Origin of the sequence: Microvirga aerilata (genome assembly GCF_016743775.1) — a bacterium.
Classification (GTDB): Bacteria; Pseudomonadota; Alphaproteobacteria; order Rhizobiales; family Beijerinckiaceae; genus Microvirga; species Microvirga aerilata.
Map to the genome: position 1 here is coordinate 1 of NZ_JAEQMY010000084.1, position 16,469 is coordinate 16,469.

The 16,469-nt window shown below is 60.8% G+C and carries 13 protein-coding genes and 2 pseudogenes; 12 read left to right on the forward strand and 3 right to left on the reverse strand.

Going from position 1 to position 16,469, the window contains the following annotated elements:
• Positions 1-100: 100 nt before the first annotated feature.
• The 3 genes and pseudogenes from JKG68_RS26395 to JKG68_RS26405 all read left to right on the forward strand — a co-directional run.
• Positions 101-763: pseudogene (locus JKG68_RS26395) on the forward strand (IS3 family transposase); the annotation flags it as partial.
• 244 nt (positions 764-1,007) lie between these two features.
• Positions 1,008-1,316, forward strand: coding sequence for an antibiotic biosynthesis monooxygenase family protein (locus JKG68_RS26400; protein WP_202064717.1), 309 nt, complete (start codon positions 1,008-1,010; stop codon positions 1,314-1,316).
• 80 nt (positions 1,317-1,396) lie between these two features.
• Positions 1,397-2,641: an NAD(P)-binding domain-containing protein gene (locus tag JKG68_RS26405; RefSeq protein ID WP_202064719.1), complete on the forward strand. Its 1,245-nt coding sequence runs from the start codon at positions 1,397-1,399 to the stop codon at positions 2,639-2,641.
• A 339-nt stretch (positions 2,642-2,980) separates the two neighbouring features.
• On the opposite strand, the gene JKG68_RS26410 is transcribed toward JKG68_RS26405, so the two are convergent.
• Positions 2,981-3,688 (reverse strand): MFS transporter, encoded by a 708-nt coding sequence (locus tag JKG68_RS26410; RefSeq protein WP_202064732.1) that lies wholly within the window; start codon positions 3,686-3,688, stop codon positions 2,981-2,983.
• 72 nt (positions 3,689-3,760) lie between these two features.
• Between JKG68_RS26410 and JKG68_RS26415 the strand changes: the two are divergent.
• Positions 3,761-4,354 (forward strand): annotated as a pseudogene (locus JKG68_RS26415) (IS6 family transposase); the annotation flags it as partial.
• Positions 4,355-4,399: 45 nt separating this feature from the next.
• On the opposite strand, the gene JKG68_RS26420 reads toward JKG68_RS26415, so the two are convergent.
• The gene (locus tag JKG68_RS26420; RefSeq protein ID WP_202064721.1) at positions 4,400-5,116 is read right to left on the reverse strand and encodes an IS6 family transposase; all 717 of its coding nucleotides are present in this window, start codon (positions 5,114-5,116) and stop codon (positions 4,400-4,402) included.
• A 363-nt stretch (positions 5,117-5,479) separates the two neighbouring features.
• On the opposite strand from JKG68_RS26420, the gene JKG68_RS26425 reads away from it, so the two are divergent.
• A complete protein-coding gene (locus JKG68_RS26425) occupies positions 5,480-6,532 on the forward strand; it encodes a phosphotransferase (RefSeq protein ID WP_202064723.1) in 1,053 nt (350 codons plus the stop codon).
• A 3-nt stretch (positions 6,533-6,535) separates the two neighbouring features.
• Positions 6,536-7,864, forward strand: a complete 1,329-nt coding sequence (locus JKG68_RS26430) for an aspartate aminotransferase family protein (protein ID WP_202064724.1) — start codon at positions 6,536-6,538, stop codon at positions 7,862-7,864.
• 71 nt (positions 7,865-7,935) lie between these two features.
• Here the strand turns inward: JKG68_RS26430 and hisD are convergent, their stop codons facing one another.
• Positions 7,936-9,231 (reverse strand): histidinol dehydrogenase, encoded by a 1,296-nt coding sequence (gene hisD, locus JKG68_RS26435; RefSeq protein WP_376773214.1) that lies wholly within the window; start codon positions 9,229-9,231, stop codon positions 7,936-7,938.
• Positions 9,232-9,425: 194 nt separating this feature from the next.
• Between hisD and JKG68_RS26440 the strand changes: the two genes are divergently transcribed.
• From JKG68_RS26440 to JKG68_RS26465, 6 genes are all read left to right on the forward strand, one after another.
• Positions 9,426-9,974 carry a cupin domain-containing protein gene (locus JKG68_RS26440; RefSeq protein ID WP_202064726.1) on the forward strand — a complete coding sequence of 183 codons (549 nt, stop codon included), beginning with the start codon at positions 9,426-9,428 and terminating at the stop codon, positions 9,972-9,974.
• Between the two features lie 130 nt (positions 9,975-10,104).
• Entirely contained in the window at positions 10,105-11,157 is a 1,053-nt protein-coding gene (locus tag JKG68_RS26445; RefSeq protein ID WP_202064727.1) for an ABC transporter substrate-binding protein, read from the forward strand.
• A 240-nt stretch (positions 11,158-11,397) separates the two neighbouring features.
• Positions 11,398-12,462 (forward strand): ABC transporter ATP-binding protein, encoded by a 1,065-nt coding sequence (locus tag JKG68_RS26450; RefSeq protein WP_202064728.1) that lies wholly within the window; start codon positions 11,398-11,400, stop codon positions 12,460-12,462.
• Positions 12,459-13,646: an ABC transporter permease gene (locus JKG68_RS26455; RefSeq protein WP_202064729.1), complete on the forward strand. Its 1,188-nt coding sequence runs from the start codon at positions 12,459-12,461 to the stop codon at positions 13,644-13,646. Before JKG68_RS26450 ends, JKG68_RS26455 begins: the two co-directional genes overlap by 4 nt.
• Before the next feature lie 4 nt (positions 13,647-13,650).
• Positions 13,651-14,454: an ABC transporter permease gene (locus JKG68_RS26460; protein WP_202064730.1), complete on the forward strand. Its 804-nt coding sequence runs from the start codon at positions 13,651-13,653 to the stop codon at positions 14,452-14,454.
• Between the two features lie 89 nt (positions 14,455-14,543).
• Positions 14,544-15,932, forward strand: a complete 1,389-nt coding sequence (locus JKG68_RS26465; protein WP_202064734.1) for an aspartate aminotransferase family protein — start codon at positions 14,544-14,546, stop codon at positions 15,930-15,932.
• Positions 15,933-16,469: the final 537 nt, after the last annotated feature.

Sequence of the window (16,469 nt, forward strand, 5' to 3'; positions counted from 1 at the left end):
TGGCGGAATGGAAGTCTGCGGCCAACATTGCGGCTTGAGCCGGTCCGGCGACCAAGGCGGCCTCAATGCGCCTGATGTCGTTTAATGTGACAACACCATTGATGTTGCGCGCTGCACGGTCGCCCGGCTCATGCGGCAGATGGGCCTCAAAGGAGTGGTTCGTGGCAAAAGCATCCGGACCACCGTCAGCGATGCCTCGGCCCCTTGCCCGCGCGACCGGGTGAACCGGCAGTTCAAGGCACCGCGGCCGAACGCCTTGTGGGTGAGCGACTTCACCTATGTCGCGACCTGGTCGGGCTTCGTTTATGTGGCCTTCGTGGTCGACGCCTTCGCCCGCAGGATCGTGGGATAGCGGGTGTCGCGCTCGGCCCGGGCCGAGTTCGTGCTCGATGCGCTGGAGCAGGCTCTCCATGACCGACAGCCCTGGCGAGCCAACCTCATCCACCACAGCGATAGGGGAGTTCAATATGTGTCGATTAAGTACACGGAACGCCTCGCCGAGGCGGGCATCGAGCCGTCAGTCGGCAGTGTCGGCGACTCGTACGACAATGCTCTGGCGGAAACCGTTATCGGGCTCTTCAAGGCCGAGGTGATCCACCGGTGCGGTCCGTGGCGCTCGTTCGAGGCCGTCGAGTTCGCCACCCTCGAGTGGGTCGACTGGTTCAACAACCGACGCCTGCTCGAGCCCATCGGCAACATCCCGCCTGCCGAGGCGGAAGCTGCCTACTACGCCCAGCTTGAGGTCGTGCCAATAGCCGCGTAAAATCCAACCCAATCAGCCTCCGGAATACTCGGCGCGGTTCACACGGCCGGACCATACATTTGGCACTTGCCTGAAGTACGCCAAGCGTCCGCTTAGGGATGCAGGAGCAGACATCGCGAGGCGCCTGCAGTTTCCTGGGATGACCCATTGCAGGCTCCGGGAAGACGGACATTGGGTGCTCAGGTCATAGGCATTCGTGGTATAATGCCCTCGGCTGCGGGGTGATCTCGAACGGAAGGCTCTCATGTACGCCGTGATCCGCAAGTTCAACAAAATGCGCTCGGTTGAGGAGGTCGCTCGGCGGGCCGAGGCTGGCCTGGCGCCGATCCTGCGGCAGTCGCCGGGGTTCCGGGGCTACTACGTCATCAACGGCGGCAACGACGTCGGCGTTTCGATTACCCTGTTCGATACGCAGGACGCGGTGCAGGAGGCGCATCGGCGCGCCATAGCCTGGATCAAGGACAACCTCAGTGACTTTTACGAGGGCGAGCCGGAAGTGACCATGGGCGAGGTCGTCGTGAACGTCCCCGGCCAAGGGGCCATGGCCGCCTGACATCTCACTTCAGGCATTCCCCTAAAAGCGGGCCGGTTGTCCGGCTCGCTTTCCCGTAGGAGACCCAGCCAGGAGCGACAGTGGCCAGAGACAGTTGCCATACCGTTGTCATCGGCGGCGGCCAAGCCGGGCTGGCCGTGAGCTACCACTTGGGCCACCACGGTTGCGAGCACGTCATCCTTGAACGACACCGGGTCGCGGAACATTGGCGGAGCCAACGGTGGGACACCCTGACCTTCCAGTTCCCAAACTGGACCCTGCAACTACCCGGTTATGCTTATCATGGGCCGGACCCCGATGGGTTCGCGCCCCGCGATGAGGTCGTTCGCTTCATCGAGAGCTATGCCAACCTCATCCAGGCGCCATTGCGCTGCGGAACTTCTGTGACCGCCCTGCGACAGCGACCGGGATCGGCTCGTTTCCTGGTCGAGACAGAGGATGGAACCATCGAGGCCGCCAACGTGGTGGTCGCGACCGGTCCCTATCAGCGTCCGGCCATCCCGCAAGCGCTTGCAGCCGCTATGGGAAGCGTCTTCCAGATCCACTCCAGCCACTACCGCAACCCAGCCGCCCTGCCACCGGGAGCAGTCCTCATTGTTGGCTCTGGAGCATCGGGGTGCCAGATCGCCGAAGACCTGCTGCCGAGTGGCCGCCGGGTCTATCTTGCCGCTGGCGCTCACCGCCCGGTGCCGCGCCGCTACCGTGGGCGCGACTTTGCATTCTGGGAGTTCGCGCTCGGCGAGTTTGACCGCACCGTCGAGCACCGCCCACCTGAGCGGGTCTCACCGCTCCTGACCGGGGTCAATGGAGGCTACGATCTGAACCTGCGCCGTTTGGCCCAAAATGGGGTCGTCCTGATCGGGCATGTTGTCCAAGGCGAGGGCGGCAAGCTGTCCCTGGCACCAGATCTTCGGGCGACCCTGCTGCGGGGTGACCAGTGGTACACCCAGTTCACGAAGGCCGTGGACGAACATGTACAGCAGAACGGGCTTGATGCGCCTGAGGACGAGGGGACACGGGAGAGACTGCCAGATCCGCAGGAGGCCTCCACGTCGATCCTGGAACTGGACCTGAGAGCTGCCGGGATCACCTCGGTGATCTGGGCCAGCGGCTTCCAGTATGACTTCGGCTGGCTTCAGTTGCCGGTCTTTGCCGCGATGGGTGCCGACCAGACCTCGACACCAATCCACCGGCGCGGGATCACACAGGTTCCGGGGCTGTACTTCGTTGGGTTGCCGTGGCTCTCCAAGCGCAAGTCGTCTCTGCTCGCTGGGGTCGGCGAGGACGCAGCATTCCTTGCAACTCATATCAAACTTCGAACTTAGGCCTTTGGTGGAGCAGAAATCCCTGATCCACACCCCTCCGGTGTCTAAAGCACAAACGGCCGCTGTTGGCACTCCTGAGACGTACGCGTTTGGTCCGCTTCGACACTCAAGTGCCGACGCTCGTTGAGAAGACCGGAACGTAAAACTTTGCCCCATTGCGGACCATAGCAGGTTTGATTTCTGCGCCTGCCCTTTCAGCGAGAGAACTGCTCCGCGAGCAGGAGCAATGTAATTGCGACCATGACAACGCCAGAGATTTGGCTGGTGGCCCGGGCGACCTTTGGCCGTGCGTGTAGCCCTGACTGTGAGGGCGGGAAGGCTTCGGCTTCCTGGCCCCTCCTAAGCCGACCGGTGCAGAGGCGATCCGAGGAGCTTGCTGGCTGCCACGCCCGTAACCGCTAGGATCACAGCGCCTCCAGCACAACTGGCTGTCGCCCCGAACATCGGCAACCCTGCCCCATACGCTATCGGTCCGATCGCTTGGCCCATGAAGAAGCTGAAGGCGTGCAGGGAGAAGGCCGATGCCCTCGCGCTGGGCGCCAGTTCCGTAACCTCGGTCTGCACCGAATTGTGCAGCAGGAAGAAGCCGAACCCGAGCATCACCATTGACCCCATCTGCGTGGCCCAGCTCGCGTCCAGTCCGACGGTCGCCAGCGCCACGGCGGCAATGGTCCCGCCAGCGACCATCATCGCAGGCCGCTTCGCGAACCTCAGGATGAGGGGCACAACAAAGGCATACAGGAGGCCTCCGATCCCGAGGCCGCCGATCACAAACCCGGCCTCGCGCAACCCGCCGACTCCGCGCGAGCGCAGGAGCTCAACGATGTAGGGCATGATGCCATAGATCGCGAGACCTTCCAGAAAGACGATCGAAAAGCACACGAAGGATCGAGGGTTACGCAGCACCATGCGATAGCGGTCAACGGCTTGCGCCATGCTCGGCGGCGCTGCCCTTTGACCATTCGGCTTGGGCAACATCAACATCGCCGCTCCAGCCGCAATCGCAGTCAGAACGGCGGCACACCCGAAAACGCCGCGCCAGCCGATCCATTCGGTTCCGTCGCAAACCGTTCGATAACTCGGTTCGGTCTACGCCTTCAGCAAGCTTTGGAGGTTCAGATGTTCAAAGGCCGTCATTTTGATCGATCCGTGATCCTGCTCTGCGTGCGGTGGTACTTGGCTTACAATCTCAGCCTGCGGAACTTGGAAGAGATGATGGCCGAGCGGGGTGTCTCTGTTGATCATGCGACCGTTCATAGGTGGGTTCTCCGGTATGCGCCCGAACTGCTTGAGCGCTTCAACCTTCGCAAACGAAGCGTCAGCCGGAGATGGCACATAGACGAAACCTATATCAAAGTCCCTGGGCGGTGGATGTATCTTTACCGCGCCATCGACAGCAGCGGTGACACTGTTGAGTTCTGGTTCAGCGAGAAGCGTAATCTCACGGCTGCCAAACGGTTCCTACGCAAGGCACTTAAGCGCCATGGCCGGCCCGAGCGCATCGTGGTCGATGGTAGCCAGACCAATCGCGAAGCGATCCTGTCCTGTGATAGCGCAGACCCGCTCGAGAACAGATCGCGACGTGACCTGAAACCCATTCGCATCCGGCAAAGTGCTTATCTGAACAATCGCATTGAGCAGGACCATCGGGCCATCAAGAGGCGAGTGAGGCCGATGCTCGGGTTTCAGTCTGTTGTCTGTGCCGGTTCTGTTGCAACTCCTGACATAGGTCAAGCGGAGGCTGGATAAGGGCGCTGGTTACGCGGCTGCGCCGAACAGGGTAGTAATGAAGTCGCGCTGAGCGCCCATGTCATTGGGTGGTACGCCGACGACCTGTCCCTTGCGGATCATCGCCATCGCCTCATAGCCGGCAATCGTCTGCGAGGCAGCTGTAAAGCTCTTGATCCCCAGCCCAGGCCTGACCAGCCGCTTGATCCTCCGGTGATCCTGCTCGACGATGTTGTTCAGGAACTTCACCTGTCGGAGTTTGGCGAACTGCCAGAGCTCTCCGGCACGTTTCATAGCTTTCGTCGCTAAAGGATAGGCTGCATTTTTGTCGACCGTGATAGTCCGCGGATTGACTGTATGTGCCTGCTTCAAGGCTTTCCGGAAGAAGCGCTTGGCAGCAGCCGCATCACGCTTAACCGAAAGGAGAAAGTCAATCGTCTGTCCGGCCGCATCGACTGCACGGTAGAGATAAACCCACGCGCCCTTTACACGAATATATGTCTCGTCCACGCGCCAGGAGCCATTGGTCATGCGCAGGTGCGGACGGACGCGCTTGTCCAGTTCGGGAGCGTAAACCTGAATCCAGCGAAAGAGGGTCGTGTGGTCCACCTTAACGCCGCGGTCCGCAAACATCCGCTCGAGATCACGATAGCTGATGGGGAACTGCAGATACCAGCGCACCGCCCATAGGATGATCTCCGCCGTGAACTGCCGACCCTTGAACGGGTTCTTCTTACCTGCCGTCACCTTGAGACCCTCTCAACGCCATCCCGTCATAGCCTGGGTGGTGGGAAGCTTCAAAGCTGCAACAGAACCGCCCAGATCGAGGGTTATCGGCGCACCAGCCGCCGTAGCGGCTCTCCGCTTGCACAGCATGCCCTGCCGGTCGAGAGCTACCTCGACCAGCCCGCATGGAGGCGGAACCGCCGTGCTCGAGACGCTTCGGTCAAGAGTGCTGAGGAAGAACGCTCACCTTTTGGCGGAAAATGGCTGACAAACTGCTTCGGACGGCTATTGTCCACCTGAGGCCTCTGCCATGCGGAACCGTCCACATGTTCCAGGGTCTGAGTGACCACAGGCCGTTCTGTCGAGGTAAGCCCGATCATGTCGATGACGTCGCAAGCGAGCAGCAATGCAGTGCTCGAAACCGCTGCGCCTGTGGCTGCGGCCGACGAAGTGAAGGCGATTGCGCTTCAGCATTTCGGCATTCGCGGCGACCCAACCCGGCTGCCAGGCGAGCGGGATAGCAACTTCCACATCAGGACGGAGGAGGGCAATCATTTCCTCCTGAGGATCAGCAATCCTGTCGAAGACCGTCAGGTGACGGATTTCCAGACCAAACTCCTGCTGCACATTGAGCAGACCGACCCCTCTCTGCCTGTGCCGCGCATTATCAGATCCGTCGAAGGCACGCCCGAAATCATCCTCGCGCTTCCGGATCAACTGCCAAGCGTCGTGCGCCTCTATACGTTTCTGCAAGGCGTTCCCCTGCACAAAACACCGTCCAGCCGACGCCAGCAGCGGAACATGGGCGGAGTGCTCGCCCGGATCGATATCGCCATGCGGGAGTTCCAGCACCCGGCTTCGAACCACGAGCTGATGTGGGACATGAAGCATGCCCACCGCCTGCGTCCCCTGCTGGTGCATATCGAGGACCTGCAACGGCGGGCTCTGGTGGAACAATTCGTCGACCGATTTGAGCAGTTTGTGCTGCCCGCCATACCGAACCTGCGCACGCAGGTCATCCACAACGACCTGAACCCGTACAACGTGCTCGTGGCAGACTGCGATCATGACCATGTGACCGGCGTGATCGACTTCGGCGATGCTGTGCTGGCCCCTCTGGTGAACGACCCAGCGGTCGCTGCGGCCTATCGGACTTTGGATGCCAGGCATCCGCTTGAAACTGTCTCCCAGTTCATTGCCGGATACCATGCCGTCCTTCCGCTTGACGACGCTGAGTTCGAGATCCTGTTCGACCTCGTGGCGACCCGCATGATACTGACGGTGTTGATCACAAGCTGGCGCGCCGCGATCCAGCCCGAGAACCGCGAATACATCCTGCGCAACGTGCCGTCAGCCTGGGCAGGATTGGAGCGATTTGCCGCCTTGGACCGCGCCGAAGCGCAAGCCTACCTTCGTCGAAACAGCCGCCCGGAGTGACCGATGTCCATGATCAACGCCTATGATCCCGCCAAAGCCAGCGATGTTGCCGCACGCGAGCAGGAGATCATCGTCCGTCGCCAGCGCCTGCTCGGGCCTGCCTACCGGCTGTTCTACGCTAACCCGGTCCATGTGGTGCGCGGGGAGGGCGTTTGGCTTTATGATCCCGATGGCCAGGCTTATCTCGACGTGTACAACAACGTGGCGTCTGTCGGCCATTGCCATCCGCACGTCGTTGCTGCTCTGTCCAAGCAGGCGTCCATCCTCAATACTCATACTCGCTACCTGCACGACATGGTTCTCGATTATGCCGAGAAGCTTCTCGGGTATTTCCCGATCGAGAACCCGCAGGTGATGTTCACTTGCACGGGCAGCGAGGCGAACGATCTGGCCTTGCGGGTGGCGAAAACGCACACGGGCGGCACCGGCGTCATCATCACCGATTTCGCCTACCACGGCGTTACGAGCATCATCGCAGAGATGTCGCCTTCGCTCGGTGCTGGGATGCGGCTCGGGGATCACGTGCGCACCGTGCCGGCACCGGACCATTACCAAACGAACGGGCAGGACTTGGGCGCAACCTTTGCGCAGCATGTTCGCGCCGCTATCGAGGATATGAGATCCCATGGCATTCGGCCCGCGGCGTTGATAGTCGACACGATCTTCTCGAGCGACGGCGTGTTCTCGGATCCCGCAGGCTTCCTGAAGCCTGCGGTCGAGGAAATCCGCAAGGCCGGCGGGATTTTCATCGCGGACGAGGTCCAGCCCGGTTTCGGCCGCACAGGTGAGGCCATGTGGGGCTTCCAGCGCCATGGGATCGTGCCCGATATCGTGACCCTCGGAAAGCCCATGGGCAACGGTCATCCTGTCGCCGGCATGGTGGCGAAGCCTGAGGTTCTGGACGAGTTCGGGAAGCGCGCGCGCTATTTCAACACCTTCGGCGGCAACCCCGTTTCCTCAGCTGTCGGCATCGCCGTGCTGGAGGTCATCGAGCGGGAGGGCTTGGTAGAGAATGCCCGCAGCGTGGGCATCTATCTCCGACAAGGCCTGCAGGATTTGGCTAACCGCTACCAGATCATCGGCGATGTGCGCGGGGCCGGTCTGTTCATCGGCGTAGAGTTGGTGCGGGACCGTGCCACCAAGGAGCCCGCGCCGCAGGAGACTGCGGCCCTGGTGAACGGCCTACGCGAGCGGCGAGTGCTCATCAGCGCGACGGGACGTGCGGCGAACGGCCTGAAGATCCGACCGCCGCTGGTCTTCTCGAAGACGAACGCCGACCACTTCCTCTCCGCCATGGACGAGACCCTGGCCGGCATTGTCTCTCGGGTCTGAGCATCCTGATAAACAGCAAGCGACCGGCGCTGCCGCCGGTCGTTAAGGTTTGGTTTCTGCCGGTCGTCAGATTAGATCGGCCCGTTTTTCAACAATTGCTCGCGGCTCAAGCGGAACGCGGCCGCGCGGCGATGCCCTTCGAGACCTTCGCTCTCGCTCTGGCGGCAGGCTGGCGGCGCAACGGCCGCAACGCCGCGCTCGTCAAGCCACTGGTGCGTGCAGACCTTCACGTAGGAGCCGACCCACAAGCCACCCGTATAGCGGCCGGCACCCATTGTCGGCAGCGTGTGGTTGGTGCCGCAGCACTTGTCCGAATAAACCACGCTGGACAGCGGCCCGATGAAAAGCGAGCCGTAGTTACGCAGCTTCTTGGCGGTCGCATGCGGATCGCGCGTGTGCACCTGCAGATGCTCGGCCGCGATGAAGTCTGAATAAGCGATCATCCCCTCCTCGTCGGCACAGACGGCGATCTCGCCATAGTCGCGCCAAGCTGGGCCGGCGACGTTTGCAGTGGACAGGTTCTGCAACTGGCGCTCGACTTCCGCGAGAGTGGCCACGGCCAGTTCCCGGCTCGTGGTGATGAGGCCCACTCGGGTGCGGATGTCGTGCTCGGCCTGCGCCAGAAGGTCCACCGCGATCATCTCCGGATCGCCCGTCTCGTCCGACACCACGAAGATTTCACTGGGGCCGGCAAGCTGGTCGATGCCAACAGGGCCGAACACTTGGCGCTTCGCCTCGTTGACGAAGGCATTGCCGGGGCCCACGATCTTGTCAACGGCCGGCACAGTCTGCGTGCCAAACGCCATCGCGGCGATCGCCTGCGCGCCGCCGATGCGGAAGATTCGGTCGGCCCCGGAGAGATGGCAGCCGGCGATCATTGCCGGGTGGGCGGTCGGTGGAAGGCAGGCGATTACCTCCTCGCAACCAGCAACCTTCGCGGGCACGATTGTCATGATCGGAGCAGACAGGAGGGGATAGCGCCCGCCAGGCACGTAGGCGCCGACGGTTTCGATCGGGATCACGCGGTGCCCCAGGTTGAGGCCGGGCAGGGCTTCGATCTCGAGGGGTAAGATGGTGCCGAGCTGAGCCTGTGCGAAGGCGCGGACGCGCTCGATGGCGAACTCCGTGTCCTGCCGGGTCTGCGGATCGAGGTTGCGCAAGGCCTCGGCGCGCTCTTCGTCGGTGACCTCAAAGGCGGCCACATCGACCTTATCGAACGCGTTGCCGTATTCCCGCACGGCGACGTCCCCGCGCGTCCGCACGTTGTTAACGATATCACGAACAGTGGCTTCGATCTCGCGGTTGTCCGTGTCCGCGTCGCGCTTTGGGGCTTTGAGATGTGTGACCTTTTCAGTCAGAGTCGACATCGGGCGTAACATTGTTTGTTCCTTTTTGCGAGGCTCAACTCTCGATGATGTGGTGGAGCTTCTCAATTGGCCCTAGCCCTCTTGTTCAGTATTCTAACCATGCTTAACATGGCGAGAACTATGAGCAGCCCGGGACTGGGCCAAACCTCATCAGGTTTGGACGGGGAAGGTCCTCAAGCCAGGAAGAGGTAGGCATGCCGAAGATTGGGACCCGGCTCAGGGAACTTCGCCGCCGGCGGAATCTCGGAGTCCGTGAAGTGGCCCTGAGGTCCGGCATCTCACATTCGTCGATCTCGCTCATCGAGCGGGACTGTATGAGCCCCTCGATCGATACTCTTAGCGCCATTCTGGATGCTCTCGGCACCACGCTGACGGGTTTCTTCTCAGACCTGAACTCCACCGTGCCCCACTCGCCGTTCTACGAAGCGAGCGAATGGGTGGAAATTGGCAAGGCGCAGACGATCTCATATCGCATGTTGGGAATGAACTATCCCAATCGGCAGATCCTGATGCTGCACGAGACCTACGCGGTCGGGGCCGACACGGGAGAGCCATTCTCCCACTCAGCGCAGGAAGCCGGGACAGTGCTGCACGGTGCCGTCGAAGTCACAGTGGGCGACGAGTGCCGCGTTCTCAAGACAGGGGATGGTTACTATTTCGACAGCCGGATGCCTCACCGCTTTCGCAACGTTGCCAACGAGCCGAGTACCGTTCTTAGCGCCGTCACGCCGCCGACCTACTAAACTAAAAGCTGACGGGTTCAGCCAGATTTATGTTTAGTATTCTCACCACTACGGAGCCAAGACGCTTCCACCTGAGACTGGGGATGTGCTTGCCTGCCGTAGGAACCAATAACCAGAGAGGGATCCAATCATGACACTCGCCAAGAAACTGACGCTCGTGGGTTGCCTCACAGCCCTTGTTGCGGGCGCAGCCGTCACGTCGGCTCAGGCTCGCGATCTCACCATCGTGTCCTGGGGCGGCAACTACCAAGACGCGCAGAAGAAGATCTATTTCGAGCCCTTCGCCAAGAAGACCGGCAAGCCGATTCTCGACGAGAGCTGGGATGGCGGCATCGGGGTGATCGCTGCCAAGATCAAGGCCGGCGTACCGAATTGGGACGTGGTGCAGGTCGAGTCCGAGGAGCTCGCGCTCGGTTGCGCGGACGGATATTACGAGAAGCTCGATTGGAGCAAGCTCGGTGGCAAGGACGCCTACCTTCCGGCCGCTGTCAGCGATTGCGGCGTGGGCGCCATCGTATGGTCAACCGCCCTCAGCTATGACGCGAACCGCTTGAAAGAAGCGCCGCAGTCCTGGACCGACTTTTGGGACACCAAGAAGTTCCCCGGCAAGCGCGGCTTCCGCCGTGGCCCGAAATACGCGCTTGAGTTTGCCCTGATGGCTGATGGCGTGCCTCCCGCTGATGTCTACAAGGTGCTGAGCACGTCGGAGGGCATCGATCGCGCGTTCAAGAAGCTCGATGAGTTGAAGCCGAACATCGTATGGTGGGAATCGGGCGCTCAGCCGCTGCAGCTCCTGGCCTCCGGCGAGGTGGTCATGACCACCGCCTATAACGGCCGCATCTCGGGCATCAACAAGACCGAAGGCAAAAACTTCAAGGTCGTGTGGCCGGGCAGCCTCTACGCCATCGACAGCTGGGTCATCATGAAGGGTAGTCCGAACAAGGACGCCGCGATGGATTTCATCGCCTTCGCGAACGTGCCGGAAAACCAAGTGAAGCTGCCAGAATACATTGCTTACGGCCTTCCGAACAAAGCGGCCGCAGCTGCCGTGCCGGCAAACCTGCAGAAGGACCTGCCGACCGCGCCTGAGAACCTGGCTGGCGCGGTGCCGCTCGACGCCGACTTCTGGGTTGACAACATCGAGGAGCTCAACAAGCGCTTCAACGCTTGGCTCGCAAAGTAGCAGCGAGGCAATCCGCGCGAACAGGAGCGGGTGATATGCGAGTTTCAGAGGCTCGATGCCGTGCCCGATCCATCACTCTGCTCCTGGCATGGCTAATGCGCCGTTAAATTGAGGCGCGGGCGAAAGCCCGCGCCTCTTCTGCGGAAAGATGGCTTTTGCCATTATGGTCGAGCTGAGGGCGCAGGATGCAGCACCCGCCGAGGCTTAATCCGCGGCAATCACAATCTAGGGCATAGCAAAATGCGACCTTTCATTCAGTTCGAGTCGGTCTCGAAAGCCTTCGGCAGTGTCACCGTGGTGAACGCGCTCGATCTCGCCATTGAGAAGGGCGAGTTCGTCAGCCTTCTAGGCCCGTCCGGCTCCGGCAAAACCACGATCCTGATGATGCTGGCGGGATTCGAACGACCGACACAGGGCGCAATCTATCTTGACGGCAAACGTATCGATCACCTGCCGCCTTACCGCCGGCAGATGGGCGTCGTGTTCCAGAACTACGCTCTTTTTCCGCACATGAGCGTTGCCGAGAACGTTGCCTTTCCGCTTGAGATGCAGCGCGTGCCGCGTGCCGAGATCGCCGAGCGGGTCGAGCGCGCGCTCGACATGGTGAAGCTCAAACACCTAAAGGACCGGCGGCCCTCGCAGCTCTCGGGCGGCCAGCAGCAGCGCATCGCGCTCACGCGGGCCCTCGTGTTCGAGCCGAGCGTGATCCTCATGGACGAGCCGCTCGGCGCGCTCGACAAGCAGCTGCGGGAGCACATGCAGCTCGAGATCCGTGAACTGCACAAGCGCCTCGGCCTCACCATCGTTTTCGTGACCCACGACCAATCCGAGGCACTCACGATGTCGGACCGTATTGCGGTGTTTAACGCGGGGCGGATCGAACAAATCGACGACCCTCAAGTAATTTACGACACCCCGCGCACACGCTTCGTGGCGGAGTTCATCGGCGAGACCAACCTGATTGAGGCCAAGGTCGCGAGCGTCGACAATCACGTCGCCCATCTCTCCCTCGGCGCCGGCCTCAGCGCGCGTGCGCATGCCGGGAATGGTCTCTCGGCCGGCCAGACGGCGTCCTTCTCCCTGCGTCCCGAGCGGATCCGTCTCGGGGCAGCGCCAGAGGGGAGCAACGCGCTCGACATGACTATTGCCGACTGCATCTATCACGGGGATCACATGCGGGTTCAACTCACCCATGACGATTTCAGCTTGGTGGCGCGGTGCGAGCGGCTGGCAGGAAACTGGACTATCGGCGCCTCCGTCGTCGCCTCGTTCGACCCCAGCGATTGCACGGTGCTCACCCAATGAAAGCAGCTATACTTCGCGAGCGCTCCGGTGCCCTGCTGCTGGTCTCGCCAGTCCTCGTCTTCATGGCCGTTTTCTTCCTGTGGCCCCTCTGGGCGATGGTCACCGCCGCCTTTGTCGACGACGCAGTCAGCAAGGTTCTGCCGCGAACGGCGGCCAGTATTGTTTCCTGGGATGGCCAGGGTATTCCCTCGGAAGCAGCCCACAAGGCACTCGTGCAGGATCTCAGGGTCGCCACGGACGAGCAGGCTCTGGGCGAGGCCGTGCGCCGGCTCAATAGCGCGGCATCGGGCTTCCGCACCCTGCTCGGGCGGACCATCCCCGCAGTCAAAGCCGCGTCTGATCCCGCGCAGGTGGATCTTCTCACGGTCGATCCGCGCTGGAAGGACACACGCTTCTGGGTGGCGCTCAAGGAGGCAATGCCGCCCTATACGGATCGTAACATCCTCGCAGCCGTCGACATGAAGCGCGATGGGTCGGGCAGCATCGTGCTCGAGGGTGCGGACGCCTCGGCTCACCGCCTCATCATGCTGCGCACTCTTCTGGTCGCGGCCATGGTGACAATCGCCTGCGCTGTCATTGGGCTTCCCTACGCGATGCTTGCGGCCTCGCTGACAGGGTGGAAGCGGTCGGTTCTCCTGCTTGCGGTTGTCCTGCCGCTCTGGACATCGCTGCTCGTGCGCACGGCCGCCTGGTTCATCCTTCTGCAGAACGAAGGCCTCATCAACGGTGCGCTGCAGGCTATCGGGCTCATTAATTCTCCACTGCCATTGATCTTCAATCGGCTCGGCGTGGTGATCGCCATGACCCACGTGCTTCTGCCCTTCATGGTGCTGCCGATCTACAGCGTAATCCTTGGTATTCCGGGCAACCTCATGTCGGCTGCGCAGTCAATGGGAGCAGGACCGGTTCGGGCGTTCTGGCGCGTGCTGCTGCCCCTAAGTCTGCCAGGTATTCTCTCCGGCTCGCTGCTCGTCTTCATGGTTGCCATAGGCTATTACATCACTCCGGCGCTGCTCGGCGGAGCGAATGATCAGATGATCAGTTCCGTGATTGCGTTCTACGCAACCGGCACCGCCAACTGGGGGCTGGCAGGCGCTCTCGGCCTGATCCTCCTCGTAGTAACCACTGTGCTCTACACCATCTATGGGCGCTTCTCGACGTCCCCCCAAGTGCCGGGAGCTTGAAGCCATGTTTCGGGCGCTTCAAATCACCTTCGGAATCGCGATTGTCATCTTCTTGTTGATGCCAATCTTCGCTATCCTGCCGCTGGCGTTCACGTCCAGCGTGTTTCTCAACTATCCCATCCCCGCCTACTCGATGCGCTGGATGCACGAGCTCACCACAGCCGATGTATGGCGAACTTCCATCGTCAACAGCCTCATCATCGGCAGCGGTGCGACGGTGCTGGCGACTGTGCTCGGCACGTTGGCCTCCCTCGGCATGCGCAAAGGGGCCCTACCGATGGTTAGCCTGCTGCGAACCTTGTTCCTGCTCCCGATGGTGGTGCCGGCTGTCGTCCTCGGCGTCGGCATGCAGATCTTCCTCGTTCGGCTTGGGCTTGCGAGCACCTATCTCGGCGTCACCATTGCACATTCCGTTTTGTGCATTCCCTTCGTGATCGTCAGTGTCTCGGCCGCCCTACAGGGAATCGACCCATCCATCGAGCGCGCGGCGAGCAGCCTGGGGGCTCCGCCCGTCACGGTGTTCCGGCGCGTGACCCTGCCGCTGGCTATTCCGGGTGTGGTGTCGGGCGCGATCTTCGCCTTTGCAACCTCCCTCGACGAGGTTGTGCTGACCCTGTTCGTGGCGGGCCCGAACCAGAGGACGTTAGCGCGGCAGATGTTCTCGAGCATCCGCGAGAATATCAACCCGACAGTCGCCGCGGCAGCGCTTCTCCTCATCATCGGTACGCTCTGCCTCGGCGGGCTCGCTGCTCTGCTGCGATGGCGTCAGAAGCGAAGCGCTCTCATGACAGCGCCATCAGCAATATGACTAAGCTCTCTTCATAGCTGAGGGACATGGCTAAAGCCTCGGTTCACATCCCCGTCAACCGAGGTTCAAAAACCAAAGGATTAATGATCATGCGTGGACTCCCTAATTCAATTCAAGCCCGTGATGTGGAATACGTGCTCCATCCCGTCACCAATGCCAGGAAGCACGAGGAGATCGGGCCTATCGTGATCGATCGCGGTGAGGGGATCTACGTCTACGACGATCAGGGAAATCGTTATCTTGAGGCTTTGGCCGGCCTATGGAGTGTGGCTGTCGGCTTCGGAGAGAAGCGCCTCGTTGAAGCTGCAGCGCGGCAGATGGCGAAGCTGCCCTATTATCATACCTTCTCCCACAAGACTAACGAGCCTTCGGTTCTGCTGGCGGAGCGTCTGGTGAAGATGACGCCGGATCGTCTCAAACGCGCCTTCTTCACGAACTCGGGATCCGAGGCGAACGACAGTGCCATCAAGATGGTGTGGTATTACAACAATGCACGGGGGCTGCACCAGAAGAAGAAGTTCATCTCCCGCACCAATGCGTATCATGGGATCACTCTTGCCTCAGGCAGTCTGACAGGTCTTCCTGCCAACCAACGGGATTTCGATCTTCCATTCGTCCCCGTGCGACACGTCACCTGCCCGCACCACTACCGTTTTGCTGAACCGGGCGAGAGCGAAGAAGCGTTTGCCGATCGTCTTGCCGCCGAGCTGGAAGCGGTCATTCTGGAGGAGGGCCCCGAGACGGTGGCTGCATTCATCGGTGAGCCGCTGATGGGCGCGGGTGGTGTCCTGCCGCCTCCCGCGACCTATTGGGACAAGATCCAAGCTGTTTGCCGCAAGTACGACGTTCTGATCGTTGCTGATGAAGTAATCAACGGCTTCGGTCGCCTCGGGACTATGTTCGCTTGTGACTATTACGGAATCGATCCCGACATTATGGTATTGTCGAAACAGATCACGTCATCCTATCAGCCTCTCGCGGCTGTGATGATCAGCCAGGAGCTCTATGACGGCATTGCCGACAACTCCCGTAAGATCGGCACGTTCGGTCATGGCTTCACTGCATCCGGTCATCCGGTTCCTGCGGCTGTAGCACTCGAAAATCTCGATATCATCGAAGAGAATAACTTGGTCGAGAATGCGCGGCGCGTGGGCGAGGTGATGCAGGTCGAGCTTCGCAAGCTGGCAGGTCACCCCCTTGTTGGTGAGGTGCGTGGCGTCGGGTTGATCGCAGCTGTTGAGCTGGTGGCGGACAAGGCGACAAAGGCAAAGTTTGATCCCATCGGCAAAGTCGGTGCGCACGTCTTTTCACGCGCTCATGAGAATGGATTGATTATCCGAGCCATTGGTGATGTCATCGCGTTCTGCCCGCCGCTGATCATCAATGAAGAGCAGGTCCACGACATGGTGAAGCGCTTCAAGCTCACGCTCGATGAAACGGCTCAGGAGTTGCTGAATAGGGATGTGGCATCCATGTAACCGCAAGACATGCCGTCGGTTACGTGCCGCCGATGAGGGCTAATGGGAGGAGAGTAGAACTCATCTCCTGTAGGCTCCCGCTGGCCGAAGGAGTTCGGATGTTGCCGGTCATGAGCATGACCGGCAACATCGGCTTGTTTCTCCAGAGTGCGGCGTCCGTTGATGGCAGATTGTGTTGAAAAACTCCGCAGGTGCCGTTTTTCGGGTGCTCGACGTACAGGATCCTGGGCCTCATCGGGCACACAGGCCCTACTAATAGACCGACACAGCAGCACCCAGGAGTTTTCTAACAAGATTGGCACAAGGCGGAAGTAGACTAGATTTCCGCATTGGGGCCGTAAGCGGACTTTTTGGCTGATGATTCTATCGGGGCCGTGCGTCGATGTTGGGGCTAATGTTGGGGTAAGCCCTTCGAGCTCAGCTATTTCTATCTAAATATCAACATCTTATTAGATAAGACTGGCGGTGGAGGCAGTCATCCGCGAACCTGTCTCTGACTTGGTGTTCCCTGATACTGCGGAAAATACAGGGATTTTT

Bases quoted from the DNA above. Each gene is read 5' to 3' on its own strand.
- JKG68_RS26400 (WP_202064717.1), top strand. From the start codon at position 1,008: ATGTACGCCGTGATCCGCAAGTTCAACAAAATGCGCTCGGTTGAGGAG.
- JKG68_RS26425 (WP_202064723.1), top strand. From the start codon at position 5,480: ATGACGTCGCAAGCGAGCAGCAATGCAGTGCTCGAAACCGCTGCGCCT.
- JKG68_RS26430 (WP_202064724.1), top strand. From the start codon at position 6,536: ATGTCCATGATCAACGCCTATGATCCCGCCAAAGCCAGCGATGTTGCC.
- hisD (WP_376773214.1), bottom strand. From the start codon at position 9,231: ATGTCGACTCTGACTGAAAAGGTCACACATCTCAAAGCCCCAAAGCGC.
- JKG68_RS26440 (WP_202064726.1), top strand. From the start codon at position 9,426: ATGCCGAAGATTGGGACCCGGCTCAGGGAACTTCGCCGCCGGCGGAAT.
- JKG68_RS26445 (WP_202064727.1), top strand. From the start codon at position 10,105: ATGACACTCGCCAAGAAACTGACGCTCGTGGGTTGCCTCACAGCCCTT.
- JKG68_RS26450 (WP_202064728.1), top strand. From the start codon at position 11,398: ATGCGACCTTTCATTCAGTTCGAGTCGGTCTCGAAAGCCTTCGGCAGT.
- JKG68_RS26455 (WP_202064729.1), top strand. From the start codon at position 12,459: ATGAAAGCAGCTATACTTCGCGAGCGCTCCGGTGCCCTGCTGCTGGTC.
- JKG68_RS26460 (WP_202064730.1), top strand. From the start codon at position 13,651: ATGTTTCGGGCGCTTCAAATCACCTTCGGAATCGCGATTGTCATCTTC.
- JKG68_RS26465 (WP_202064734.1), top strand. From the start codon at position 14,544: ATGCGTGGACTCCCTAATTCAATTCAAGCCCGTGATGTGGAATACGTG.